This is a genomic window from Sphingomonas sp. PAMC 26617 (genome assembly GCF_000242835.1).
Classification (GTDB): domain Bacteria; phylum Pseudomonadota; class Alphaproteobacteria; order Sphingomonadales; family Sphingomonadaceae; genus Sphingomonas.
Window position 1 is genome coordinate 2,885,720 of record NZ_JH594425.1, and the last position, 25,242, is coordinate 2,910,961.

General features: G+C 67.4%; 21 protein-coding genes. 10 read left to right on the forward strand and 11 right to left on the reverse strand.

Translation table 11 applies throughout. The features are described 5' to 3' along the window. Window positions 1-63: 63 nt before the first annotated feature. Window positions 64-408: a GIY-YIG nuclease family protein gene (locus RH91_RS12775; RefSeq protein ID WP_010163181.1), complete on the reverse strand. Its 345-nt coding sequence runs from the start codon at window positions 406-408 to the stop codon at window positions 64-66. A 93-nt stretch (window positions 409-501) separates the two neighbouring features. On the opposite strand from RH91_RS12775, the gene RH91_RS12780 reads away from it, so the two are divergent. The 3 genes from RH91_RS12780 (at window position 502) to RH91_RS12790 (ending at window position 5,868) form a co-directional block, all read left to right on the forward strand. Further along, window positions 502-996, forward strand: coding sequence for a nuclear transport factor 2 family protein (locus tag RH91_RS12780; RefSeq protein ID WP_010163182.1), 495 nt, complete (start codon window positions 502-504; stop codon window positions 994-996). A 1-nt stretch (window position 997) separates the two neighbouring features. Continuing rightward, window positions 998-2,860, forward strand: coding sequence for an acetyl/propionyl/methylcrotonyl-CoA carboxylase subunit alpha (locus tag RH91_RS12785; RefSeq protein ID WP_010163183.1), 1,863 nt, complete (start codon window positions 998-1,000; stop codon window positions 2,858-2,860). Window positions 2,861-3,126: 266 nt separating this feature from the next. After that, window positions 3,127-5,868 (forward strand): TonB-dependent receptor, encoded by a 2,742-nt coding sequence (locus RH91_RS12790; protein ID WP_010163184.1) that lies wholly within the window; start codon window positions 3,127-3,129, stop codon window positions 5,866-5,868. Window positions 5,869-6,047: 179 nt separating this feature from the next. Here the strand turns inward: RH91_RS12790 and RH91_RS12795 are convergent, their stop codons facing one another. The 3 genes from RH91_RS12795 to RH91_RS12805 all read right to left on the reverse strand — a co-directional run bounded on the left by RH91_RS12795 (window position 6,048) and on the right by RH91_RS12805 (window position 9,695). Next, window positions 6,048-6,734, reverse strand: a complete 687-nt coding sequence (locus RH91_RS12795; protein ID WP_010163185.1) for an NAD(P)H-dependent oxidoreductase — start codon at window positions 6,732-6,734, stop codon at window positions 6,048-6,050. 116 nt (window positions 6,735-6,850) lie between these two features. After that, the gene (locus tag RH91_RS12800; RefSeq protein ID WP_029623841.1) at window positions 6,851-9,226 is read right to left on the reverse strand and encodes a TonB-dependent receptor; all 2,376 of its coding nucleotides are present in this window, start codon (window positions 9,224-9,226) and stop codon (window positions 6,851-6,853) included. Window positions 9,227-9,425: 199 nt separating this feature from the next. Beyond that, on the reverse strand, window positions 9,426-9,695 hold the full coding sequence (locus RH91_RS12805) for a hypothetical protein (RefSeq protein ID WP_232283495.1): 270 nt from the start codon (window positions 9,693-9,695) through the stop codon (window positions 9,426-9,428). Window positions 9,696-9,879: 184 nt separating this feature from the next. Here RH91_RS12805 and RH91_RS12810 point away from each other — a divergent pair, with 184 nt between their 5' ends. The 7 genes from RH91_RS12810 (at window position 9,880) to RH91_RS12840 (ending at window position 17,672) form a co-directional block, all read left to right on the forward strand. Then, on the forward strand, window positions 9,880-10,593 hold the full coding sequence (locus tag RH91_RS12810; protein WP_010163190.1) for a response regulator: 714 nt from the start codon (window positions 9,880-9,882) through the stop codon (window positions 10,591-10,593). Beyond that, complete coding sequence (locus RH91_RS12815; RefSeq protein ID WP_010163192.1) at window positions 10,590-11,900, forward strand: ATP-binding protein; 1,311 nt, start codon at window positions 10,590-10,592, stop codon at window positions 11,898-11,900. Before RH91_RS12810 ends, RH91_RS12815 begins: the two co-directional genes overlap by 4 nt. Window positions 11,901-12,049: 149 nt before the next feature. After that, window positions 12,050-12,745: a carbonic anhydrase gene (locus RH91_RS12820; protein WP_010163195.1), complete on the forward strand. Its 696-nt coding sequence runs from the start codon at window positions 12,050-12,052 to the stop codon at window positions 12,743-12,745. Further along, complete coding sequence (locus RH91_RS12825) at window positions 12,742-14,274, forward strand: SulP family inorganic anion transporter (protein WP_051116689.1); 1,533 nt, start codon at window positions 12,742-12,744, stop codon at window positions 14,272-14,274. Before RH91_RS12820 ends, RH91_RS12825 begins: the two co-directional genes overlap by 4 nt. Window positions 14,275-14,443: 169 nt before the next feature. Beyond that, window positions 14,444-15,253: a TorF family putative porin gene (locus tag RH91_RS12830; RefSeq protein WP_010163198.1), complete on the forward strand. Its 810-nt coding sequence runs from the start codon at window positions 14,444-14,446 to the stop codon at window positions 15,251-15,253. Between the two features lie 138 nt (window positions 15,254-15,391). Further along, window positions 15,392-15,982 (forward strand): NADPH-dependent FMN reductase, encoded by a 591-nt coding sequence (locus RH91_RS12835; protein WP_010163199.1) that lies wholly within the window; start codon window positions 15,392-15,394, stop codon window positions 15,980-15,982. A gap of 40 nt (window positions 15,983-16,022) precedes the next feature. Beyond that, complete coding sequence (locus RH91_RS12840; RefSeq protein WP_010163200.1) at window positions 16,023-17,672, forward strand: FAD-dependent oxidoreductase; 1,650 nt, start codon at window positions 16,023-16,025, stop codon at window positions 17,670-17,672. 46 nt (window positions 17,673-17,718) lie between these two features. On the opposite strand, the gene RH91_RS12845 is transcribed toward RH91_RS12840, so the two are convergent. From RH91_RS12845 to RH91_RS22850, 7 genes are all read right to left on the reverse strand, one after another. Beyond that, window positions 17,719-19,023: an Hsp70 family protein gene (locus RH91_RS12845; protein WP_010163201.1), complete on the reverse strand. Its 1,305-nt coding sequence runs from the start codon at window positions 19,021-19,023 to the stop codon at window positions 17,719-17,721. A 67-nt stretch (window positions 19,024-19,090) separates the two neighbouring features. Next, the gene (locus RH91_RS12850) at window positions 19,091-19,717 is read right to left on the reverse strand and encodes a glutathione S-transferase (protein WP_010163202.1); all 627 of its coding nucleotides are present in this window, start codon (window positions 19,715-19,717) and stop codon (window positions 19,091-19,093) included. Then, the gene (locus tag RH91_RS12855; RefSeq protein WP_010163204.1) at window positions 19,714-20,097 is read right to left on the reverse strand and encodes a ribonuclease HI; all 384 of its coding nucleotides are present in this window, start codon (window positions 20,095-20,097) and stop codon (window positions 19,714-19,716) included. The genes RH91_RS12850 and RH91_RS12855 overlap by 4 nt, the downstream gene beginning before the upstream one ends. A gap of 43 nt (window positions 20,098-20,140) precedes the next feature. Then, a complete protein-coding gene (locus tag RH91_RS12860; protein ID WP_010163206.1) occupies window positions 20,141-20,791 on the reverse strand; it encodes a L,D-transpeptidase in 651 nt (216 codons plus the stop codon). 1 nt (window position 20,792) lies between these two features. After that, entirely contained in the window at window positions 20,793-23,204 is a 2,412-nt protein-coding gene (locus RH91_RS12865; protein WP_010163207.1) for a two-partner secretion domain-containing protein, read from the reverse strand. 53 nt (window positions 23,205-23,257) lie between these two features. Next, window positions 23,258-24,496, reverse strand: coding sequence for a ShlB/FhaC/HecB family hemolysin secretion/activation protein (locus RH91_RS12870; RefSeq protein WP_198283296.1), 1,239 nt, complete (start codon window positions 24,494-24,496; stop codon window positions 23,258-23,260). 15 nt (window positions 24,497-24,511) lie between these two features. Then, complete coding sequence (locus RH91_RS22850; RefSeq protein ID WP_198283257.1) at window positions 24,512-24,925, reverse strand: POTRA domain-containing protein; 414 nt, start codon at window positions 24,923-24,925, stop codon at window positions 24,512-24,514. Window positions 24,926-25,242 lie beyond the last annotated feature (317 nt).

Genomic DNA, 25,242 nt, shown 5'->3' on the forward strand with positions numbered 1-25,242 from the left:
TGGAGGGCTGGATCCTGAAACGAGTTCAGGATGACGGGGTGTGGTTATGAGTGCCCCTCTTCGTCATGCTGAACTTGTTTCAGCATCCACCGCGAGGCCAAGGACAGACGCCGGGGGCAGGCCCAACGCCGGCGCCAGGTCCAGCCAGTCGGGGTTGTCGCGCTCGATCAGGTTCATTTTCCATTCGCGGTGCCAGCGTTTGAGTTGCTTCTCGCGGGCGATGGCGGTGGGCATGTCGGCGTGGAATTCGTATCGGACTAGGTGCACTACGCCGTATCGTCTGGTGAACGCTGGCCCGTCGGCGTTGCGGTGCTGATAAAGTCGGGCGATCAGGCTGGAAGTCACGCCGATGTACAGCGTGCCGATCCGGCGGCTTGCCAGAATATAGACGCATGGTTGCTTGGGCATGGCGCAGCACCATAGCATGAATAGGCGGCACGGTGGATGCTGAAACAAGTTCAGCATGACGGCGGGTTAGTTGATTAGGACGAAGGAAACACCATGATGATCGCGCCAATGCTGCTTGTGCTCGCCGCGCAAATGTCGTCGCAAGTCACCCCGGTGCAACCGCTCCCCAAGGGCACCGGCCTGCCGCCCCCCGCCACCGAGGAGGGGCAGGTCCTCGCCCCCGTAACGGCGCTGCTCGCCGGGATCGGCGCGCGGGATGCCGCGCGGATCGGCGACGCAATGCGTGCCGATGCGACCGCCACCTCGGCAAGCGAGAACGCCGACGGCACGCGCACCGTTAAGCACATGACCCGCGCCGAGCTGCTCGCGCGCTTCACGCCGGGCGCGGAGCGGTTCGAGGAGCGGATCGCCACCCCCGCGATCGAGGTCGACGGCGACATCGCCATGGTGTGGGCGCCCTATACCTTCAGCATCAACGGCGTGCGCCACCATTGCGGCTACGATCATTTCGATCTGGTCCGCGAGAACGGGCGCTGGCTGGTCCAGAACATCACCTGGTCGTCGCGGACGACACCTTGCGAGAACTGACGTGATCCAATCGCTCCTCATCGCCAATCGCGGCGAGATCGCCTGCCGCATCATCCGCACCGCGCGCCACATGGGGGTGCGGACGATCGCGGTCTATTCGGACGCCGACGCGCAGGCGCTCCACGTTCGTGAGGCGGACGAGGCGGTCCACATCGGGCCGAGCCCGGCGCGCGAAAGCTATCTGGTCGGCGACAAGATCATCGCCGCCGCGCAGCAAACCGGCGCGGAGGCGATCCATCCGGGCTACGGCTTCCTCTCCGAGAACGCCGATTTCGCGCAGGCGGTGATCGACGCGGGGCTGATCTGGGTCGGACCCAACCCCGACAGCATCCGCGCGATGGGGCTGAAGGACGCGGCCAAGGCGCGGATGATCGCGGCGGGCGTGCCGGTGACGCCGGGGTATCTCGGCGAGGACCAGTCGCCCGAACGGCTCCGTGCCGAGGCGGATGCGATCGGCTATCCGGTCCTGATCAAGGCGGTCGCCGGGGGTGGCGGCAAGGGGATGCGGCGGGTCGAGGCGGCCGAAGAGTTCGCCGACGGGCTGCTGTCGTGCCAGCGCGAGGCGGCGTCGTCGTTCGGCGACGCGCGCGTGCTGATCGAGAAGTACATTTTGTCGCCGCGCCATCTCGAGGTGCAGGTTTTCGGCGATACGCAGGGCAACGTCGTCCACCTGTTCGAGCGCGACTGTTCGCTCCAGCGCCGCCACCAGAAGGTGATCGAGGAAGCACCCGCGCCCGGCATGACGCCGGCCACGCGCACGGCAATCTGCGCCGCGGCAGTGCGCGCGGCGAAGGCTGTGAACTATGTCGGCGCGGGGACGATCGAGTTCATCGCGGACGCGAGCGAGGGGCTGCGCGCGGACCGGATCTGGTTCATGGAAATGAACACGCGGCTGCAGGTCGAGCACCCCGTTACCGAGGAAATCACCGGGGTCGACCTGGTCGAGTGGCAGCTGCGTGTCGCCAGCGGCGAGCCGCTGCCGCATCGGCAGGACGAGCTCAGCATCAACGGCTGGGCGATGGAAGCGCGGCTGTATGCCGAGAACCCGTCGACCGGGTTCCTGCCATCGACCGGGCCGCTCGAGCATCTCGTGCTCCCCGAGGATGCGCGCGTCGAGACCGGCGTCGAGCAGGGCGGCGCGGTGTCGCCGTTCTACGATCCGATGATCGCCAAGCTGATCGTCCATGCGCCGACCCGCGTCGCTGCGATCGACCGGCTGTGGGACGCGACCACCGATGTCGAGGTGTGGCCGGTCCAGACCAATGCGGGGTTCCTCGGGCGGTTGTGCAGCGATCCCGATTTCCGCTCGGGGGCGGTCGACACCGGGCTGATCGCGCGGCGGGGGGATGCGCTGACGCAGCCGCCGGAAACGGAGGCTGCGGCGTTGCACGCGGTTGCTGCCGCGCTGGTAAGTGCGGACGACAGCACGCCGTGGACGACGGGGAGCGGGTTCCGGCTCAACGGCGCGGCGCGGCGGACCGTGCGGATCGTCGATCAGGCGGGGACGGTCCATGCGATCGACGACGTGACGCCCGATGACGATCTGGCGGAGGACGAGATCACGCTGTTCGCTCTCGGCGAGGCGCGGTCGTACCGGTTGTGGCGGCCTTATGGGACCGCCTCCGGGGCGGCGGCGGACGGTGCGATCCTGTCGCCGATGCCGGGGCGGATCATCGCGGTCGACGTCGCGGCGGGCGAGGTCGTGACCAAGGGACAGAAGCTCGTCACTCTGGAAGCGATGAAGATGGAACACAGCCTGACCGCGCCGTTCGACGGCACCGTCGCCGAGCTTTCGGCGACAAGCGGCGGGCAGGTGAGCGAGGGCATGGTACTGGTCCGGATCGCGCGGCGGGAGCCGGCGTAGGCTGTCTTTGCAGCGGCACCGACTCACCCCGTCCGTCATGCCGGGCTTGGCCCGGCATCCACCGTGCCGCGTATCCTGTGCAAGGTTCGGTCAGGACCACGGAGGATCCCGGTCTGACGCCGGGATGACGGTCGCGTTGACGATCCAGCCGGTTCGAACCTGGAACCGTCCGATTTTCTGTCGCGTGCCAGCAACCGGCACAATCTTGCGACACTTGCGCGATACCGCAGCTCCCACGCCGCGCCCTGCCAACGACCGGAACCCCGATGACGCGATCGACTGTCCTGCTTACGCTCGCGCTTGCGGCGACCCCGAGCTTCGCGCTTGCCCAACAGGCGACTCCGCCCGCGCGACCGGCCACCCCGGCGCCCGAGGCGGGCGAGGGCGGTACGGACGCTGGCGAGGACGGTCCGGACATCGTCGTGCGAGGCGCGCGCCAGCCGGGGTCGGTGGTCGGCGACATTCCGCCCGAACAGCAACTCAGCCCCGCCGACATCCGCTCCTACGGCGTCGGATCGGTCACTGAGCTGCTCGCCGAACTCAGCCCGCAGATCCGCAGCGATCGCGGCAGCGGTGGCGCGCCGGTGGTGCTGATCGACGGGAAGCGCATCTCGGGTTTTCAGGAAATCCGCGACTTGCCGACCGAGGCGATCCAGCGCGTGGATATCCTGCCCGAGGAAGTCGCGCTGAAATACGGCTATCGCGCCGACCAGAAGGTGGTCAACTTCGTGCTCCGTCGCCGATTCAGGGCAGCGACGGTCGAACTCGCGGACCGGCTGGCGACCGCGGGTGGGCGCAACGCGCCGCAGGCCGAACTCGACCTGCTCAAGATCGCGCGGACCGGGCGGCTCAACCTTCACCTCGAATATCAGGGCGCGAACGCGCTGACCGAGGACGAGCGCGGGATCGTCCGCACGCCGACACCGTTCGCGATCGGCGGGAATGTCGTCGGCGTGGGCGGCGCGGCGATCGATCCCGCGCTCGGCACTGCGACGATCGCGGGCGTGCCGGGCACGAACCCGACGCTCGCCGATTTCGCAGGGACCGCCGGGCGCGCCAACGCGACCGACGTGACGCGCTATCGCACGCTGTTGCCCGAGACTCGCACGTTCAACGCGAATGCGACCTATGCCCGTTCGATCGGCAAGGTGTCTGCAACGTTCAACGGGACGCTGGGTACGACCAGCAGCGATTCGCTGCTCGGGCTACCGACGGTCGCGCTGACGCTGCCCGCGGGCAACCCGTTCTCGCCGTTCGCCAATACGGTCGTGGTCGATCGCGCACTGACCGGCGACTATCTCCCGCTCGCGCAACATGGGTCGACCGTCGCAGCGCATTTCGGGACGGTGCTCAACGGCACGATCGGGACGTGGCAATGGTCGGTGACCGGCGCGTATGATCACAGCGAGGCCAAGACCTTCACCGACACCGGGCTCGACACCAGCGCGTTCCAGATGCGGCTGCTCGGAAATGATGCGACCGCGAACCCGTTCGGGGCGCTGACCCCGGGCGTGATTGGCCCGCTGCCGTCGAACTTCGGCTATTCGGTATCGAACGAGACGCAGGTCGACGCGCTGTTCACCGGCAGCCTATTCAAGCTGCCCGCGGGCGACGTGACGACGAGCGTCCATCTCGGCGGCGACATCAACGATTTCAGCAGCCGCTCGTTTCGCGCCGGGCTGACCTCGACCGGGGCGGTGTCGCGCAAGACCGGGAGCGGGCAGCTCAACCTCGACGTGCCGCTGACCAGCCGCGGCAAGGATGTGCTCGGGGCGATCGGAAGCCTTTCGGTCAACGGCAATTTCGCGGTCGACCAGCTTTCGGATTTCGGGACGCTCAAGACGATCGGCTACGGGCTCAACTGGTCACCGGTCGTGCCGCTGCGCATCATCGCGTCGGTCACCGATCAGGATGGCGCACCGACCCCGCAACAGCTTGGCAACCCGCAGATCACCACGCCCAACGTCGCGGTGTTCGATTACGTGCTCGGCCAGAATGCGGTGGTGACGACGCTGTCGGGGGGCAACCCGGGTTTGCGCGCGAGCAACAGCCATACGGTCAAGGTCGGCGCGACGCTCAAGCCGTGGAGCACCAGGCAACTCACGCTGTCCGCCAATTATGTCCAGGCGCGGGTGGAGAACCCGATCGTCGCGTTCCCGACCGCGACCGCCGCGATCGAAACGGCGTTCCCCGATCGCTTCACGCGCGGAGCGGACGGGGTGCTGCAACGGCTCGATACGCGGCCGATCAATTTCGCCGAGACGAGCCGGTCCGAACTGCGGTGGGGGATCAACTTCTCGGCACCGCTCAAGTCCAAGCTTCAGAAGCAGTTCGAGGCGTTTCGCGCCGGGACCGGGCCGAACCCGTTCGCGGGGCTGCGCCCGCCGGGGGGCGGGCGGCCCGGAGACGGTCCTGCGGCCGGCGGTCGTGGTCCCGGGGGTCCGGGTGGCCCCGGTGGTCCTGGGGGCCCGGGCGGTGGTGGCGGTCGCGGGTTCGGCGGCGGCGGGCGGGGCAATGCCGGCGGACGGTTGCAGTTCGCGCTGTATCACACCTGGCATTTCACCAATCGCGTGCTTGTCCAGCAGGGCGGCCCTGCGCTCGACCTGCTCAACGGCGATGCGATCGGATCAAGCGGCGGGCAGCCGCGCCATGAGCTCGAGGGGCAGGCGGGCTATAACAACAACGGCCTCGGCGTGCGCTTCTCGGCCAATTGGCAGAGCGCGACCGATGTCAATGGCGGGACGCTTGGCAACCCGCAGAACCTGCGCTTCTCGGGGCTCGGGACGGTCGGGGTGCGGCTGTTCGGCGATCTCGGGCAGCGGCTCGATCTGGTCAAGGCGCATCCGTGGGTGCGCGGGATGCGGGTCGCGGTGTCGGTCGATAACCTGTTCGACACGCGCCAGCGCGTGACTGACGCCAATGGCACGACGCCGGTGGCGTATCAGCCGGGCTATCTCAACCCGCTCGGGCGGACGGTACGGGTGTCGGTTCGGAAACTGTTTTTCTGAACCGGTAAATGCGCTCGGGGCGGTTTTGCCCTTCATCCTGAGCGCTTCCCCGGCGAAAGCCGGGGCCCAGTTGAAGGGGTCGCGGTACCGAAGCGCGGTGTGTGCCGTCGAACGGTATCGCTACTGGGCCGCGGCCTTCGCCGGGGAAGCAATTTCAGGAGTATGGCAAGCCCGCTCCCTCACTCCGCGATTGCGAAGCTTTCGAGCGCGCGCCGCGCGCCGATCGCATGACGTGCGGCGGCGAGGGTGCTGCACAAGGCGCGCGCGGTCTGCTCGACCGTTTCCAGCATTTCGCGCGCATATTGCGGGTCGAGATCGTCGACCACCGCCTCGAAATGGGTGTGCCCGCCATCCGCCATCCCGAAGATCGACAGCAGGTAGCGATCGAATGCCTGGTGGAGCGACTGCCACTGGCCCTGTTCCTCGAGCCACGCGCGCGTCGTCGCGGAGGTCGACAGGGTCGCGAAGGTGCGACCGTCGAGCACCGCGTCGGGGACGTTGTGCGCGATCGAATCCGGGGTCAGCGCCGCACCGAGCACGCGGTCGACATAGCCCTTGATGATCGCGGGCGGCATGCCGAACCACAAGGGATAGACGAACACCACGACATCGGCCTGCCTGAGCAACCCGAGTTCGCGCGACACGTCCGATGACAGGTGGTTGCCGAGCGACCCCGGACGATGGTCAGCGCGCAGACGCGGGTCGAAATCGAGGACGTACAGGTCGCGCAGGTCCGCTTCCTGTCCACAGGCGCGGACCGTTTCGCAATAGCGTTCGGCGATGGCATGGTTGAAGCTGCCCTCGGCGGGATGGCCGAGGACGACGACATGGCGAAGCGCGGGGGGAGTGCTGTCGAAATGGGCCACGGCGGATCTCCGGATAGAGGACGCGCCGGCTCGCCCCCTTGGCCAAGCCGGACCTTGCGTTTGGGCGATCCTGCGCCCCGCGGGATCGCGGCGCCATCCGTAGAGATACGCAGGCTTTACTGGCGCGCCCGCAACGTAATGCCGATCGTGCGCGGTTCGCTGGGCGTGCCGAGGATGAGGCCCGAATTGCCGGCCTGGATCGTCAGGTTCTGGATATAGTTCGAGTCGAACAGGTTGCGCACGAAGACCGCGATCTCCAGCCCGCTCGTCGCGCGGAAGCCGAGGCTCGCGTTGGTCTGGTTGAACCCGTCGATCAGCGTGTAGCGCGAAAGCGTCGGGTCGCCGTAATAGCTCGAGCGGAAGTTCGAATCGGCGTGCAGGACGATAGCGCCCGGTCCAATCGGCTGCGCATAGTCGAGCCCGATCGTCTCCGACCATTTCGACAGGCCCGCGAGCGGACGTCCGGTCAGGTTGCACGCGGTCGTCGCGTTGGTCTGGAGTTCGAGCGGGCACGGACCGGCAGGATAGTTGGAGTAGCGGCCGTCGGCGTACGCCATGTTCGCGCGCAGTTGCAGCGTGCGGGTAATCTGCGCGGTGACGTCGGCCTCGACGCCCTTCACCGTCACTTTCGGGATGTTCGACAGATAGCCGCGCAGCGCGACCGTTTGCGAGCTGTCGACCAGCGTCGCCTGGAAATCGCGCACGTCGGTCAGATAGCCTGCGAGATTGACCGTCAGCCGCCGGTCGAACACCTGCGATTTCAGTCCCACTTCGTAGGTCTGATTGCGTTCGGGCCGGATCACTGCGGTGGTCAGCACCGCCTGATTTTGCGCGTCGAGCGGCAGGCCCGACAGGTTGATCCCGCCCGATTTGAACCCGCGCGCATAGCTGCCGTAGGCGAGCACGCGGTCGGTCATCTGCCACGCGAGGTTGGCGCGGCCCGACAGGTTGCTCTCATCGTCATGCGCATCGTAGCTTTGCGGCCGCAGCACGCCGAGCTTGGCGTTGAGCAGCGCGGTGTTGGTCTTCTGCAACCCGCCGAAGACGGTGGTCGCATAAGTGCCGTCCTTGACCTCATAGGTATAGCGCAGCCCCCCGGTCAGCGTGATCCGGGGCAGGATCTTGTAATTGAGCTCCGCGAAGGCGGCATAACTATCCTGTTTCAGCCGCGTGCTGCCATCGGTGCCATAGCCGTCGAGCAGGTTGGTTGGGACGCGGACGGTGTTCGCGCCGGTGCCGGTGGTGGGGCCGATCAGCCAATAGGCGGCCTGCGATCCATAGACACTGTTAGGGCGGCCGACGATCTTCTGGTCGAAGACGTAGAGCCCCGCGACATAGCCGAGCAGGTGATCGCCGTTCGACGCGAGGCGCAGCTCCTGGCTGAACTGGTCCTGCCGCGACGGGATATGCTGGATCCGCTGGATCGGGACGCCGGTATAGTCGCGGTCGTTCGCGGCATCCCAGTTCCAGAACCGCCACGCGCTGACCGAGGTGAGCGTGCCGAACCCGAGGTTCCAGTCGGCGATTGCCGAGACGCCGCCTTCGTTGGTGGTGACGCCGAGCGGCGCATCGATGTCGGTCTTGCGGTCATAGGGGTTGGTGCTGGGGGGCGCATAGTTCAGCCCAGCCGCAAGCGCCGGATATTGCCGTGCGGCCGGGCGCAGGCTCTGCCCGACGCGCAGGTACACCTGCGTGCAGCATTCGCTTTCGAAATTGGTGAAGTCGGCGGTGAGCCGGAGCGAGAAATCGGTGGTGGGGCGGAACAGCAACTGGCCGCGGATCGCCTGATTGCCGATCCCGTTCTGCCGCGCGCCGGTCGCAACGTTGCGGATGGTGCCGTCACGGCGAGTGGCCAGCCCCGAGACGCGGAACGCGACCGTGTCGCCGACGAGGGGGCCGGAGGCGGATGCCTTGGCCTGGACGAAATTATAGCTGCCGACCGACAGTTCCTCGCTTGCTTCGGGGGTGAAGGTCGGCGCGCGCGTGACGATGTTGATCGCGCCCGCCGTGGTATTCTTGCCGAACAGCGTACCCTGAGGGCCGCGCAACACTTCGATCCGTTCGATATCCGAGAAATCGAACGCGGCGGTCGCCGGGCGCGCGTGATAGACCTGGTCGACATAGAAGCCGACGCCGGGCTCCAGACCGTCGTTCGCCTGGCTCACCGCAACGACGCTGCTGCCCAGGCCGCGGATCGTGAAGGCGGTATTGCGCGGATTGGCCGAGCTGTAGGTCAGGCTCGGCACCAGCAGGCTGAGCTGCTGCGTATTCACCGTGTACGACCGGTCGATCAACGTTCCCCCGACGACCGAGACCGCAAGCGGGACGGTCTGAAGGTCCTCGTCGCGGCGGCGGGCGGTGACGATGATCTCGCTATCGTCCGAGGTCGCCGCGGCCGGCGCCGCCGACGCGTCGCGCGCTACGGCGGGACTGGCGCCGCCGATGATGAACGCCGCCGTCGAGATCAAGACCGCCCAAGTCACTGTTCGCATGCAATCCCCGACGTTCCCTCGCCAGGCCGGCGACTCGCTATATTTCTTGGGATATAGCGATCGATACGAAGGTGTCGCGCGCGAATTGGCACGAGAGGAAAAAGAAGCCCCGGTTTCCCGAGGCTTCAAAGTCTGGTCATGAACCGTCGAGGATCAGGGTGGGGGGAACGACGGTCCCGCGGGTCGCTGGAGCTTTGGCTCAGTCGAGCCCGACTTCGCGCGAAGCCAGGGGGAGCTTCGGCGAAAGCGCGGCAATCTCGGAACGCGCGATCTGGCGGCAATTCTGCGGCTGGAAGATCAGGCCCTTTCCGGTCTGCATATGGGGCTGGCGGAGCTGGCACCGCGCGAAGGCGGTCTGCTCGGTGCGCGACATCGCGGTCGCACGGTCGGCGCTACCGTCGGCAAAGGCCGGAGCGGCGGCAAGGACGAGTACGGGAAGCGCGGCGGCGGTAAGGATCTGGCGGAACATCACAGTGCAATCTCCGAGGGAGTTCGATGACCACCAGATACGCCAGGCGCCTTGCCAGCCCTTCGCTGGCGTGTGAGGAAACGTTGCTCGCTGCGGGCCGTAACGGAAAGTCATGGTCCGTTGACCGCGCAGGCCCGCAACCGTACCGAAACAATTCCGGCCCCCCAACGGTTACGCGCTGCATATGACGACACCCCCAACGATTGTTCTCGTCGAGGACGACCCCGCGCTGCGGACGCTCACCACCCGGGCGCTGCAGGAACACGGCTATATGGTTCGCCCGGCCGCTTCCGCCCCCGAAATGTGGCTGGCGATGGAGGCAGGACCGGTCGATCTCGTGCTGCTCGACATCATGCTGCCCGGTACCGACGGGATCGAACTGTGCCGCAAGCTGCGACAGCAGAGCAACGTACCGATCATCTTCGTCAGCGCGCGTGGCAGCGAGACGGACCGGGTGGTCGGGCTCGAATTGGGGGCGGACGATTATCTCGCCAAGCCGTTCGGCACGCGCGAACTGACCGCGCGAATTCGTGCGGTGCTGCGGCGGGTCGATGCGCCGCGCGACACGCGTGATCGCGAGCAGGGGTTGATCAGTTTCGACGGCTGGACGGTCAACCTTCCGCGACGCGAGCTGCGCTCACCAAGCGGGGCGGTGGTCGACCTGACCGGTGCCGAATTCGATTTGCTGACGAGCCTGATCGATCATGCCGGGCGCGTCATCGCGCGGGAACGGCTGATCGAACTGTCGCGGACCCGCATGGGCGACAGCACCGATCGCAGCGTCGACGTGCTGGTCAGCCGGTTGCGACGCAAGCTCTCGGTCGATGACCAGCCCCCGCCGATCGTGACGGTGCGCGGCGTCGGCTATATGTTCAACGCGACCGTCGCGCGCACGTGACCCACTTCGTGCGACCGTCGCTCGGGTTGATCGGGCGGGTCGTCGCGATCCTGCTGTTCGCGACGCTGGTCGAGTTCGCGATGAGCACGGTGCTGTACGAACGCGCGAGCCAGTTCTCGGTGCGCGACGACGAGGGGCGGCGGCTGGCCGAACATCTCGTGATCGCGCGTCGGCTGGTCGCGGCACGCCCGCCGGCGGAGCGGGCGGAAATGGCGCGGGCGGTGTCGACCGCGCATTATGCGATGGCATGGCAGGCGGATGCCCCCCCGCCGAGCGACCGCTCGCTTTCCGAAATGCGGAGCAAGGTGCTCGCATGGGAGCCCGTGTTGCAATCGGCTCCGCTCCGGATGCGGCTGGAACCCGCCGGGACGGGATCGTTCGTCACCGGCGGTGCCGCCTTGCCCGATGGTAGCTGGATCCACTTCCGCACCGCCGAGGCGATCGACAGCCTGGACGAGTCGCGCAGCCGTATTCTCGTGGCCTTGGGCATAGCGGCGGCGGTGATGGCGCTTGGCGGCGGGCTGATCGGGCGGACGTTGCGACCGATGCGGCTGCTCGCGAGCGCGGCGGATCGGTTCGGCATGGGCAAGGCGGAACCGCTTGCCGAGGAAGGCCCCGCCGAAGTGCGACGCGTGATCACCGCGTTCAACCGGATGCAGGCGCGGATCCAGCAATTGATCACCGACCGGACACAGGCGCTGGCGGCGGTCGGGCACGATATCCGGACTCCGCTCGCACGGTTGCGGTTGCGCGCGGAGAGCATCGGCTCCGCGCCAGTGCGCGACGAGATCCTTGACGACGTCGCCGAGATGGACGCGATGGTCGGCTCGCTGCTCGCGTTCCTTGGCGGCGAGGACGATCCCGAAAAGCCGGCGCTCGCGGATCTTGCCGTATTGTGCGCGACGCTGGCGGACGATGCGGTCGATCACGGGCGTGCCGTCGAGTATGTCGGACCGTACCATTTGGAGCACGTCTTCCGTCAGTTGGGGATGAAGCGCGCGCTGTCCAACCTAGTCGAGAACGGGCTCCACCACGGGACCGAAGTGACGATCGGCCTGACGAAAACCCCCGACGCGGTGGTCGTGACGATCGAGGACAACGGCCCGGGGATCCCGCCCGAGCAGTTGCAGAGCGTGCTGGAGCCCTTCGTTCGGCTCGATACCGCACGTCGTCGGGATACGCTGGGGTTGGGGCTTGGTCTTGCGATCGTGGTGCGCGCGGTTGCGCTGGAGAAGGGGGCGCTGTCGCTGGTCAACCGACCGGAGGGCGGACTGCGCGCCGAGATCCGGCTTCCGACAGTCTCGTAACCCGTTCGTCGCTCAAGCCGAGCGGTCGGGGCGGCTGCGAAGACACGCTTTCTTACAAAGGTGCCGCGGCGCAGCAAAGCGTGTCCGCTATTTCATACTGTGAAGTCCGCGCACTCCATATCGCGCGGCCAACGCAGGAGCCCAAATTCATGAACGAGCTCATCGGTCGTGTCTTCGACTTTCAGAAGAACATTTTTCCCCAGAAGAGCGCGCTCTATCAGAACCTCGCCGCAAACGGACAGAGCCCCAAGGCACTGATCATTTCCTGCTCGGATTCGCGGGTCGTCCCTGAGGAGATTTTGCAGGCAAACCCGGGCGACCTGTTCGTCTGCCGCAATGCCGGCAACATCGTTCCCCCGTTCAGCAACGCCAATGGCGGCGTGACCTCGACGGTCGAGTTCGCCGTAATGGTCCTCGGCGTGCGCGACATCATCATCTGCGGCCATTCGGACTGCGGCGCCATGAAGGCGCTGATGAAGCCCGGTTCGCTCGACAGCATGCCCAACGTCGCCGCCTGGCTGCGTCATAGCGACGCCGCGTTCAGCGTCGTCCGCGACGGCTATCCCGAGCTCTCGGGACCGGAACAGGCACGCGCCGCCGCGCTCGAGAACGTCGTCGTCCAGTTGGCCCATCTGCGCACGCACCCGTCGGTCGCCTCCGGCATCGCACGCGGCGAGATCGCGCTGCACGGTTGGTTCTTCGACATCCACAACGGCGTCGTGCTCGCCCTCGACGGCGCGAGCGGTCGCTTCGAGGAAATCAACGCCGATCGTCCGATGCCGGTCGCGCTCGCCGCGCAGTCGCGTCTGGCCGCGGGTGAGCCCATGCTCGAGGCAGCCGAATGAAAACCGTAGCCGGTGTGAAGCTTCCGACACTGGCGATCGCCTCGCGGGACTTTACCGCATCGATCGTCGTGTTCCTGGTCGCGATGCCCTTGTGCATGGGCATCGCGGTGGCATCGGGCGTTCCGCCCGAAAAGGGGCTGATCACCGGCATCATCGGCGGCATCGTCGTCGGTGCGCTCGCGGGCTCGCCACTGCAGGTCTCCGGACCGGCGGCGGGGCTTGCGGTCGTCGTGTTCGAGCTCGTGCGCGACAAGGGTTTGTCCGCGCTTGGTCCGATCCTCATTCTCGCCGGGCTGATCCAGTTGATCGCCGGCATCCTCAAGGTCGGCGGCTGGTTTCGTGCGATCTCCCCGGCGGTCGTCCACGGGATGCTCGCGGGGATCGGCGTGCTGATCGTCGTCGGGCAGTTCCACGTCCTGTTCGACGCCAAGCCGCTACCGAGCGGGCTGCAGAACCTCGTCGCCATCCCGGAGCGGCTGATCGGCCTGTCCACCGTCAATCTTTCGACCGTCGAACATGCGTTTGCGATCGGCCTGCTGACTATCGCGACGATGCTCGGCTGGGAGCGCTTCCGTCCGGCATCGATGCGGCAGGTGCCGGCGGCGCTGATCGGCGTGCTCGTCGGTACGCTGACGGCTTACACGCTGGGGCTGGAGATCAACCGGGTCACGGTGCCCCAGTCGATCGTTTCCGCGGTTGCGCTGCCGGGGCCGGAATTCCTCGCCAAGTGGATGGACCCGTCGATCATCGTCGCGGCGCTCGCGATTGCGTTCATCGCCAGCGCGGAGACGCTGCTGTCGGCGGCGGCGGTCGACCGGATGCACGATGGCGTCCGGACCAACTATAACAAGGAACTGCGCGCGCAGGGGATCGGCAACCTGTTGTGCGGCTTTGCCGGGGCGTTGCCGATGACCGGCGTGATCGTCCGCAGTTCGGCCAACGTCCAGGCGGGCGCGACGACGCGGATGTCGACGATGCTGCACGGCGTGTGGATCCTCGGTTTCGTCGCCTTGCTGCCGTGGCTGTTGCGCGAGATCCCAATGGCGGCGCTTGGCGCGGTGCTCGTCATCACCGGTGTCCGGCTGGTCAGCCTCGCGCACGTCAAGCATCTGTTCCACAGCTATGGCGTGTTGCCTGCGCTGATCTGGGCGGTGACGCTGATCGTCGTGGTGACCGAGGATCTGCTGACCGGGGTGCTGACCGGGATCGCGCTTTCGCTGCTCGAGCTGCTGCCGCATCTGCGCAGCCTCAACCTCAAGGTCGTTCGGCCTGCGGTTGCGGACGAAGCGGACATGGTCCTTTCGGGTAGCGCGACGTTCGTGACGCTGCCGAAGCTGAGCGACACGCTCGATTCCCTGCCGCTGCGCGCGGCGGACCATTCGTTCGTGCGGATGGATGTGTCGGGGCTGACCAAGGTCGATCACACCTGCGCCGAGCTGATGAAGGACTGGCTCGCGCGCCGGAAGGCCGGCGGGAACCCGGTGGAGCTGACGGGCGCGTCGCCCAAGCTTGAGGCGATGATGGCCTGACCGCGGCCGACTCGGCAACGTTTCGTTACGAAGAAGCAATGCTGCGGTGCGGTATTTTCGGTACGGAGAGGATGTTCGGGAGGGATCGCTCACCATCGCCACGAAACGATGAGAGGTGCGACCCTTCGACCCCAGGCGGGAACCTTTCCTTATTTCCGAAGGGTATCCCATGTTGCGTTATTGTGTTGCCACGACCCTGTGCCTGCTCGCGGTTCCCGCTGCCGCACAGGATACCGCACCGCCCAAACCGGTCACGGTCACGGGCAACGTTGCGGTCGTCTCGGACTATCGGTTCCGCGGCGTCTCCCAGTCCGACGAGGAAATCGCGGTGCAGGGTGGCGTCACCCTCACGCACGAGAGCGGTTTTTACGGCGGCTTTTGGGGGTCCAACCTCGCCGGCTGGGGCACCTTCGGGGGTGCCAACCTCGAACTCGACGTCATCGGTGGCTACAAGCGCCCGCTCGCTGGCGGGACGGTCGACGTCGGACTGACCTGGTACATGTACCCGGGCGGCGCGGCGAACACCGACTTCGGCGAGCCTTACGTCAAGTATAGCGGCACGGTCGGCCCGGCGACGTTGCTCGCGGGGGTCGCCTATGCGCCGACGCAGCGCGCGCTCGGCAACTTCTCCGCGACGCCGCAAAGCCGGGGGCAGAGCCAGGACAATTTATATCTGTGGGGCGATGCAGCGGTTGGTATCCCGACCACCAAGCTGACCGCCAAGGCGCATATCGGCCACTCGTACGGCAATCCGGGGCTCGGGCCGAACGGCACGAGCGTTGCGCCGACCGGTGACTATTGGGACTGGCTGCTCGGACTCGATTACGTGATCGGACCGGTCACGCTGGGGGCGGCTTACGTCGACACCGACATCAGCCGCTCGGAAGCCGCCTATCTCCAGCCGAACTTTTCCCGGACCAAGAACGGGGAATCGATTGCAAACGGAAAGGTGCTATTCTCGATCTCGGCTGCGTTCTGACGCCTTTAGCTGGGTTCCAAAGGCGGGAACGGACCCGGCCGTCAGGCGCTGGAACGCTGACGGCCAGGCACATGCGACGCGTGGGGTGCAACGGCATTACACGCGCTTCGTTTGCGCCAATCACGCAAGGAACACAGCATGAGCGACCGGATCCTGATCTTCTACGGCTCCTACCGATCGGATCGGATGGGAATCCGGCTCGCGCACTATCTGGTCGAATCCTTCGCAGCCCGCGGCGCCAGCCCCGAACTGATCGACGCCAGGGCGATCGGGCTGCCCATGCTCGACCGCATGTACAAGGAATATCCGTCGGGTACCGCACCCGAGGCGCTCGAGACGCTGGCGGGCAAGATCCGCAACGCCGATGCGTTCGTGTTCGTTTCGGGCGAATATAACTGGAGCGTCCAGCCAGGGCTCAAGAACCTGACCGACCATTTCCTCGAGGAATGGTTCTGGCGGCCAGCCGCCATCGCGAGCTATTCGGCGGGTCGGATGGCGGGGGTGCGCTCGGGGCTGGCATGGCATGGCATCCTGTCCGAGATGGGGATGATCGTCACCTCGTCGACGCTCGCGGTCGGTGGCATTGGCACGGCGTTCGATGCCGAGGGGACGCCGACCGGCGAGGGCGGCGCCGCCGCCGCCAAGGCGTTCCCGCGCTTCGCCGACGATCTCGCGTGGTGGACCGAGGCTGCCCGCGCACAGCGCGCGCGCCGCGCGCCGCCGTTCTGACCCGGCGACGCTCAGACCAAAAACTGATAAAAGCGTGCGCATGAGCACGATCGATACGCGCCGTCATCAGATGTTCCCGTCGCTCGATGCGGCGCAGATTGCGATCGCAACGCGCTTCGCGAGCGGACCCGTCCGCAGCTTCGCGCCGGGCGAGGTCATCTTCAGCATCGGCGAGCGCGACGCGCCTGCGTGGCTCGTGCTGAACGGCACGATCGACGTCGTGCGCCGGGATGGGCTGAGCCATGAAGCGCCGATCACGACGCACGGTCCAGGGCAGTTCACCGGCGAGGTCAGCCAGCTTGCCGGGCGCGGATCGATCGCCGCGGGGCGCGCGGGTGGCGATGGCTGCACCGCACTACCGTTCGATCCCGCGCATCTTCGCGCCCTGATGGTCGGCTCGGCCGACGTGGGCGAGATCGTGATGCGTGCGCTGATCCTGCGGCGGGTCGGACTCATCGAGGAGGGCGGCGCGGGGACGATCCTGGTGGGGACGCCGGGCAGCCGGGATATCGTCCGCCTGCAGGGGTTCCTTACGCGCAGCGGCTATCCCAACTTGGTGCTCGACGCAGCAACCGATGCAGAGGGTCAGGCGCTGGTGGCGCGGCTCGGGGTGCAGTCCGACGAACTGCCGCTGGTGGTCTGTCCGAGCGGCGATCTGCTCCGCCGCCCCAGCGACGCCGACCTTGCGCGCTGCCTCGGGATGACGCCCGAAATCGATCCGGCGCATGTCTACGATGTCGCGATCGTCGGGGCCGGGCCTGCGGGACTTGCGGCGGCGGTCTATGCCGCGTCCGAGGGGCTGGACGCGATCGTGCTCGACGAACGCGCGATCGGCGGGCAGGCGGGGGCTTCGAACCGGATCGAAAATTATCTTGGCTTCCCCTCCGGCATTTCGGGGCAGGCGCTCGCGGGGCGCGCGTTCAATCAGGCGCTCAAGTTCGGGGCGGAGATCGCGGTGCCCGTGTCGGTCGACCGGCTCGAATGCGCTCCCGAGCGGGCGCCACAGGACCCGATCGCGCTGCTGCTGGCAGGCGCGCGCCAGGTGCGGGCGCAGGCTGTGATCGTCGCCTCGGGCGCGCGCTACCGGCGGCCCGACATTCCCGACCTCGCGCTGTTCGAAGGGGCGGGGGTCTCCTATTGGGCCTCGCCGATCGAGGCGAAGCTGTGCGCCGGGGAGGAGATCGCACTCGTCGGCGGCGGGAATTCGGCGGGGCAGGCGGTGGTGTTTCTCGCGCCGCGGGTCGAGCGGCTGCATCTGATCGTCCGGCGCGATCTGGCGGCGACCATGTCGCGCTATCTGATCGAGCGGATCGCGGCGTTGCCCAATGTCGTGCTGCATGTCGGCAGCGAGATCGTCGCGCTGCACGGCGACCGGGCGAGCGGCCTGACCGGAACCTCGATCCGCCAGCTCGACGGGACGGTGACCGAGTGCACGACGCGGCACCTGTTTTTGTTCATCGGGGCGGATCCCAATGCCGGCTGGCTGCGCGACTGTGTCGAGACCGACGGCAAGGGGTTCATCGTCACCGGAACGGGCCCGCGCTCGCTCGAGACCAGCCTGCCCGGCGTGTTCGCGATCGGCGACGTGCGCGCAGGTTCGACCAAGCGAGTCGCGGCGGCGGTGGGCGAAGGCGCGGCGGTCGTCGCGCAGATCCACGGATGGATGGCGGAACGTGCGGTCTCGCTCTAGTCGATGAGGGCGGCCGGTCCGGAAGAGTTCGGGTGGCGCGGAGGGCCTAAACCGACCACGCCGCGAGATCGTCCTGCTGCCCGATCAGGGCGAGTCCGTGCGCGATCGAGGTCAGTTCGCCTCCCGTCGCGATCCGGTCGTCACCGAAGCGTTCGGTGAACAGGCGGCGCACGCGCGGCGTCAGCGACGAACCGCCGGTGAGGAACACCCGGTCGATCGCGTCCGGCGTGGTCTGTGCAGCTTCGAGCACCTGATCGACCGCTCCCGCGATCCGCGCGATATCGGGCGCGATCCACGTTTCGAAGTCGGCGCGACTGACCTCCGCCTCGATCGCGAGCCCCGCGCCGCTGAACCGGAAGTTCGCATGCTCCGATGCGGACAGGTCGCGCTTCACCTGGCCGACCGCTTCGTGCAGCTGGAAGCCGAGCTCTTCCTCGATCACCGCGATCATCCGGCCGATCGCATCCGGGTCGAGTGCGGATTTTCGCAGCTTTTCCAGCTCGGCGATCGTCCGACGGTTGCGCATCAACGCAAGCCGCGACCAGTCCGCAAAATCGGCGAAATACCCACGCGGGATCTCGAGCGTCTTGTCGAACGAGCGATACGATCCGCCCTGGCCGAGCAACGGCATCACCAGTTGCTCGACGATCCGCGCGTCGAACCGGTCGCCGGCGATGCCGACGCCGGCATGCGCGAGCGGGACGCACCGTCGCGCCGCGCCGGGGGCCTCGATCCGCACGACCGAAAAGTCGCTCGTGCCGCCGCCGAAATCGGCGACGAGAATCGTCGCGGGATCGGCGATCCGTGCGGCGTAGCTATAGGCCGCGCCGAGGGGTTCGTAGACATAATGCACGTCCGCGCCGAGCGCCGCGAACATCAGGTCATAGCGTTGCCGCGCGAGCGCCGCGTCGGGGCGATGTCCGGCATATTCGACCGGACGCCCGACGACGACGCGGCTCGCGCGGTCCAGCATGCTGCGGGAGCGCGCGGCCATCCTGGCAAGGAAGGTCTGGCCGAGATCCTCGAACCGGTAGCGCCGCTCGAAGATCGTCGCGTGCTCGAAACTGGGGTTGGCGGCGACCGACTTGAACGACTGCAGGAACCGGCTGCCCTGCGGATATTCGAGATATTCGGCAATCGCCCAGGGACCGGCTTCGGCGGCGATCCCGCCTTTGACCGTATCGTCTTCCCAGAAGCACAGCGCCGAGCGGAAGGCGGCATCAGGGCCGTCGGGGCCGTCGAGCTCGAGCAGCTCGGACACACCGTCGCGAGCGACCGCCGCGACCGAGTTGGTCGTGCCGAAGTCGAGGCCGAGCGTGAACGGGGCGGGCGGGGAGGAGAGAGCAGCCATGCCGCGTGCCGCTACACAGCGCAGGCGCGGAGCGCAAAGCCTGTTCGGCGATCCGAGGGATGAAGGCTCATGGCCAGCGCAGCACCGGGTCGCCGGTTTGCCAGGGTGCAACCCGCAGCATCACCGTCGCGAACAATGCCGACGTCAGATGGCGGTCGAGCCAGGCATGGACTGCGGGCAGGGGCTGTGCTGCGAACCATCCCGGGTCGACGGCACCAAATTGACGGACGAACGGCATGATCGCCATGTCGGCAAGTGTCCGTGTGGCGCCGCACAGGTTCTCCCGCCCGGCCAGGCGATGTTCCAGACCGGTGAGCCAGTCGCGCGCGGCGGCGCGGTGTTCGAGCGGGTCGGCACCGTGACGATCGGGGTATTTGTAGCGGTCGAGATGGTGTTTGAACCGGTCGTCGCAGTCCGCGATCAGCGCAGCGTCGTCACCGGCGCGCCACGCCTCGGGGTCGTTCCGCCGAAGCGCCCAGCGCATGATGTCGAGGCTCTGGTCGATGACGCTGCCGTCGCCGGGGAGCAGGACCGGGACGGTGCCCTTGGGCGACGCCATCAGCATTTCGGCGGGCTTGGCGCGCAGGACGATTTCGCGCAGCTCGACCGACGTGCCACTGATCGCCAGCGCAAGCCGCGCGCGCATCGCGTAGGGGCAGCGGCGGAAGCTGTAGAGGATCGGCACCGCACTCAACGCTGGTGGTGCCGCGAAAGCGCGATCCCGGCTAGGTTCTGGGTACGCTTGATATAGCGGATCGGCGGGACGCGTCCGTTGCCGAGCGCGAGCAGGGTCGCGCGATGCGTCTCACCCGATCCACGACAGGGTTGTGTGCCGTTCGCCTGCGCGATCACCGCTACGGCATCGCCCAGCAGGACATATCCGTCCCGCCGCAATTCCAGCGCGATCGCGAGGCGCGCCGCCGCGATCAACGCGTGCCATTCGGCGTCCATGCTCGATCCTTCGCCCAGATCGGTGTGGAGGCGGACCGCACCGCGCGCGACCACCGCGATTTCCATCGCGCCGGGATTGGGGCGGCATCCCCCGTCGAAGAAGATCTTGAGACGTGCTGGCATCGCGTGGGCGATACCGACTTGCACCGCGGCGCGCGAGTCCCGCTCAGCGCTGTGCCGCGAGCGCGACCGGAAGCGCGGGGAAGACCTCCGACAGCGCGCGTTGTTCGGGTAGGATGTAGACCACCCCGTCCGCCGGCCGGAACATCGGCGCAACGACGGTCTCGTAGAAGATGCGGGGGACGTTTATGCAGCCGAACGACACCCGGTTGTCGGCGGTCGACGGGGTCGCCAGGCGGGTCAGCCGGTGTTCGGTGCGGCTGCCGGTGACGACGCGGTGGAGCGAGAGGCCGCTGTCATAGTCGATCCACAACACGTCCTCGTGCAGATCGGGGCCGATATGCGCTTCGAACCGGCCCGCCTGGGTGATCCGGTCCGCCGGACCGATCTGTGCGAGCGTGCGCTTCCCGATATCGGGCGGAGTCACGTCACCGCGCGCCGCACCGAGCAGCGCGGGCGTCGTCGCGCGCAGCGTGCCGTCCGCATCATAGGCGAACACCCGCGCCGCGACCTTGTCGATCACCAGGAAGGGCCGCCCCCTGGTGTCCTGCGATCGCGTTGCCCAGGCGGCAAGTCGCCGCGCGGCAGGCGTCGGTTCGGCGGCCGGAGCCGGGGAGGCGCGCGGCACCGGGGCCGCGCCTTGTGCGACCGCAGGGCTGCTCACCACCAGCAACAGCATCAGCCCCGCCGCGCGCACCTCAGTTGCGCGCCTGTCGCGCCGGAAGCGGTGGCGTCTGCCGCGGGGGTGCGACGGGCGGGACCGGCTGGACCGGCGGCACGAACTGGACCGGCGGGGGCGGGGGCGGCAGCAGCGTTTCGAGGACGGGCGGCGGCGGATAGTCGATCACCACGAGCGGCGGCAGCGGCGGCACCGGACGTTCGGGCGGAGGAACGGGCTGGAGTACGACCGGCGGCGCGGTGGGCGGACCGGGTGGCGTTCCGACCGGCGGTACGACCACCGGTCCGCCTGGCGGCACCACGACCACCGGCGGCGTAACGACGGGAGGGGTGACGGGGGGCGTCACGACCGGGGGCGTCGTAACGGGGGGCGTCGTAACGGGCGGCGTTACGACCGGCGGGGTGACGACAGGCGTCGTTGCCGGCGTGATCGTTCCGGTGGTGCGGAAGGTCGCGACGCAGCAGGAGCCCGCCAGGGCATATTGCCCCGCGTTTGCCCCCGCGAGCGTATAGCCCGTAAAGGTAATGCCGATCGCGCTTCCCGCGCTGGCGCTGTCGTAGGTCGCTGTCGCGTTGGTGCCCGCGACCAGCGTGATACCCGACGGAAGCCCGGTGACGGTGGTGCCGTTGAAGCCGGAAAGCGTCGCCGCCGTCGTTCCGTCCGCGACCTTCGTACTCCCCGGGAAGACCAGCATCCGCTGCGTCAGGCTCGCGCCCAGGCTGAGCGTGAAGAAGCCCGTATAATCATTCGGCGTGGTATAGGAGACCGGGTTGTAGTTGATCACCGCCGCGGCGTTCGGTCCGGTCACGGTGATCGGCGCGGTTCCCGGTGCCAAGCTGAGCGTGCCGTTGCCGGCCCCGGGACCAGTTCCCGCCGCGCCTGCGATGATCAGTAAGCCAGGTTGCAGGCCAAGGGCTTGCGCAGGGATGGTCGTGCCGCGTGTCAGCGTGATCGAGGCGGCGATGAAGGCATCGACGCCCGCGCACAGCGCAAGGTTGCCATCGGTGGTGGTGATCGCCGCGAGCACGTTCACGGTACGCCCGGCGTTGAGCAGGATACTGCCGTTGGTCGTCGTGAGCGCGGCGTTGACGATCACGTCGCGACCGCAGCAGGTCTGGATGTTGCCGTTGGTCGCAGTGACCGAATTGTTGAACACTACATCGCGCTCGGCATTCAGCCGCAGCGTCGTCGTGCTCGGCGTCGCGGTCCAGGCGATCGCATCGTTGACGATGATGTCGCCGTTGCCGGGCGAGGTCGTCCCGCTTTCAGTCAGCGGCGGCGTGCCCGGTGTGGTGACGGTGCCGGTCGGATTGGTGCTGATCGTCACGCTGTTGGTGACGAGCAGCGCGGACAGGGCTGCGCCGGAGATGTTGCCGCCCGCCCCGATGATGAAGTCCTGTGGATCGACCAGCCACGTGCCGGTCGTGCCCGCGGGCGCGAGCGTCGAGACCAGCGCGGAGTCGGCGATCGAGACGCTGGCGGCGGAGGTTTCGATGAAGCCGCCACTGCCGCCGTTCGGTGCGCTCGCGTCGAGCGTTCCGGTCAGGGTCAGCTTGCCGCTCGACATGTCGCCGAGCAGTTTGATCGTCCCGCCGCGCGTGTCGATCGTCTGCGCCTCGATCACACCGCTGTTGTTGACGACGGTGCCGAGCAGCGTTCCCGCGCCCTGCGCCGTCAGCAGGACGTTGCCGCCGTTCGCGCTGATCAGCCCGCCGTTGCGCACCAGCGCGCCGACCGTGCCCGCATCGACGACGACCGAGAGCAACCCGTCGCCCGCGACGTCGAGCGTGATCGCATCGCCGCCCGCGAGTGCGACCGTCCCGAGCCGCGCGGTGATCCGCCCGTCATTCGCGACGCTTCCGCCGAGCAAAGCGACATAGCCGCCGTCCGCCGCGGTAATCGTGCCCTGGTTGAGCACTGATGCCTTGCCCGAGCCGCTGAACTTGTACTTGCCCGCCATGAAGTCGGCGTCGCTGATATTCAGCGTCGACGCGACGAGCCCGCCGACATTGACCTGCGCGCCGCTACCGAACAGCACACCGTTCGGGTTGACCAGGAAGACCTTGCCGTTCGCGGTGAGGTTGCCGAGAATCTGCGACGCATCCGGCCCGGTCACCCGGTTGAGCGCGACCGAATTGCGGTCGGGCTGGACGAAGGTGACGCTGTTGCCCGCGGCGATATCGAAGCTCTGCCAGTTGAGCGCGGCGGCCTTGCTCGTCTGCGTAACGGTCAGCGCGGTCGCGCCGGACGCGACCGTCGCGGCACCCGCGGTTACGGTCCCGCCGGTCGGCAGCGGTTGCACCTGCGCTTGCGCCTGTCCCGCGAAACCGATCGCGGCGGCAAGCCCGAACAGCGCGAGGCGGACGACGCCGGGGAGGCCGGTCGTTTCAAGCAACTGGCGGCGGGAGAAAACCTGTCCGGAAATGGTCATGGTCGGGATCCTTGAAATAGCGTTCGGACGGCGTCGCGCGTGGCGCGCGCGCGTCAGAAGGTCTTGGCGACCTGAAACCAGAACTGGCCGGCACGGTCAGGCGCTGATGTGGCAGGGACGTTGCCGATCTTGCGGGCATAGGTGCCGCGCAGCGTGATCGCCTGTGGCGCGTACCAGACCAGCCCGCCGCCGAAGCCGCTGCGCTGGGTATGATTGCTGCCGAGGAACCACGCATCGTGCGCATATTGCACCCGCCCGGTCTCGACGAAGCCGATCAACTGAAGCTGGCCCGGAAAGCGCCGCGCCCAGTGGCTGAGCATCAGGCGGCCCTCGGCAGTGGCGATATAGCCCTGGTCACCGTAGGCCTCGCCCTCGGGATAGGCGCGGACGCCGTAGGCGCCGCCCAGTTCCATCTTTTCCGACGTGTCGAGATTGTCGAGCGCGATCTGCCCGCGCGCCGCGCCGTACAGTTCGAGCGGGCCGGTGACCGTCTGGAGCCGTGCGACGCTGAAGTTGAACTTGTTGAACGTGCCCGCGCTGTGCGCGGTGAGCGAGTCCGTCGCGCGGTCCAGTGGGGTACGGAGCTTGAGATCGCCGATCGTCCAGCCGACCGATGCGACGTTGAGGCCACCGCCCAGGAAGCCGTCGCGGCTGTTGCCGTTGAGGCCGAGCGTACCAGTCTTGCTCATCCGGCGCGACTGGCTGTTCGTCAGGTCGATCCGGTCGTCATACCATTTTGCGTCGAGTTCGCCGACCGCATAGAGGTTGGCGCGGCGCGAGCGGATCAGCGGGTAACTCGCGTAGAGGCCCGCGACATCGGCGGTGCCGTGCGCGTCGAGGCTCGCGAATTCCTTGCCGAGATCATAGCGGAAGTGCGCATAGGCCACCCCGACCGTGAGATTGCCGACCGGCACCTGCCACGAAGCGCGCCCGTAGGCGAGGCCATCGGTCGAGGCCAAGAGGCGCAGGCTGAGCATGTCGCCGAGCCCGGTCGCATCGTCGAGGTTGATCGACCCGCCGCCGCGATAGGCTCCGGTGTAGCGGTTGCCTGCGTTGTCGACCTCGATGTCGCCGGTGACGCGGCGGCCCGGCGCAAGCGCGACGTTGAGGTTGGAGGTGCCGAAGCTGGTCCCCGGCGACAGCGTCGACTGGACGACGACGCCCGGAATATCCGACAGCAGCAGCAGGCGGCGTTCGAGCGGCGCGATCGCAACGATGTCGCCGGTGTCGAGACCGTGGAGAACGTGGCGTGCAACGCCGGTGTGGAGGTTGGTCGCATTGTCGATTGTGATCGCGCCATAGTGGCCTTAGATCACCGCGATCGTGACCGATCCGCCCTGCACGTCCTGCGCGGGGAGATAGGCCTGGGCGAGGACATAGCCGTGCGCCTTGTAGAAGGCCGCGATCCGCGCGGCGGCGGCGCGCAACTGGTACAGGTTGAGGTCCCGATCCGGCGCGACCCCGCTGGCGGCGAGCAATGTCCGTTCGTCGTACAGCGTCTGGCCGGTGATCCGCAGCGTGTGCACGCGGATCGTCGGTCCGTTCGGATCGGTGTCGGGGGCCTTTGCCGTCGTCTGGACATCGAGGCCGGGGTCCGAACGCTCGGGTAGCGGGACGGGGGGAATCTGCTGCTGTAGCTGTCCGCCAAGAATGGGCACGCGTTGCGCGTGGACGAGCGACGTGCTCGCTGCCAGAAGCAGCGTGAAATATCTGATTTTCATGGGTTTGCCCCGCTCTGAACGTACAACCGTCGGCCGCGCGACCCCGGATGGGTCGACACGCCGTTAACTCCGGAGGAAGGTGGTTGTCCGAATTGCGTATCGGGACAGGGCGAGGACGCCTGTGGCAGTATGTGCCATCGTTGCGAAAATGATTGAATGCGACGAATAGTTCCAGAACTACGCCGTAATATCTATTTTTTCGAATTTAGTAGTTATTAATACATAGTCTTTACTACAGCAAGTTTGCCTTTGCTGTCGCAGAGAGGGCTAGGCCGTAACGGACGGCCCGGCGTTGGTTAGGCTGACGTCGGTTACGC

Coding starts and splice junctions, on each gene's coding strand:
- RH91_RS22850 (WP_198283257.1), bottom strand. CDS start 24,925: ATGAAAATCAGATATTTCACGCTGCTTCTGGCAGCGAGCACGTCGCTC.
- RH91_RS12775 (WP_010163181.1), bottom strand. CDS start 408: ATGCCCAAGCAACCATGCGTCTATATTCTGGCAAGCCGCCGGATCGGC.
- RH91_RS12865 (WP_010163207.1), bottom strand. CDS start 23,204: ATGACCATTTCCGGACAGGTTTTCTCCCGCCGCCAGTTGCTTGAAACG.
- RH91_RS12845 (WP_010163201.1), bottom strand. CDS start 19,023: ATGGCTGCTCTCTCCTCCCCGCCCGCCCCGTTCACGCTCGGCCTCGAC.
- RH91_RS12810 (WP_010163190.1), top strand. CDS start 9,880: ATGACGACACCCCCAACGATTGTTCTCGTCGAGGACGACCCCGCGCTG.
- RH91_RS12855 (WP_010163204.1), bottom strand. CDS start 20,097: ATGCCAGCACGTCTCAAGATCTTCTTCGACGGGGGATGCCGCCCCAAT.
- RH91_RS12835 (WP_010163199.1), top strand. CDS start 15,392: ATGAGCGACCGGATCCTGATCTTCTACGGCTCCTACCGATCGGATCGG.
- RH91_RS12840 (WP_010163200.1), top strand. CDS start 16,023: ATGAGCACGATCGATACGCGCCGTCATCAGATGTTCCCGTCGCTCGAT.
- RH91_RS12805 (WP_232283495.1), bottom strand. CDS start 9,695: ATGTTCCGCCAGATCCTTACCGCCGCCGCGCTTCCCGTACTCGTCCTT.
- RH91_RS12800 (WP_029623841.1), bottom strand. CDS start 9,226: ATGCGAACAGTGACTTGGGCGGTCTTGATCTCGACGGCGGCGTTCATC.
- RH91_RS12780 (WP_010163182.1), top strand. CDS start 502: ATGATGATCGCGCCAATGCTGCTTGTGCTCGCCGCGCAAATGTCGTCG.
- RH91_RS12830 (WP_010163198.1), top strand. CDS start 14,444: ATGTTGCGTTATTGTGTTGCCACGACCCTGTGCCTGCTCGCGGTTCCC.
- RH91_RS12790 (WP_010163184.1), top strand. CDS start 3,127: ATGACGCGATCGACTGTCCTGCTTACGCTCGCGCTTGCGGCGACCCCG.
- RH91_RS12820 (WP_010163195.1), top strand. CDS start 12,050: ATGAACGAGCTCATCGGTCGTGTCTTCGACTTTCAGAAGAACATTTTT.
- RH91_RS12825 (WP_051116689.1), top strand. CDS start 12,742: ATGAAAACCGTAGCCGGTGTGAAGCTTCCGACACTGGCGATCGCCTCG.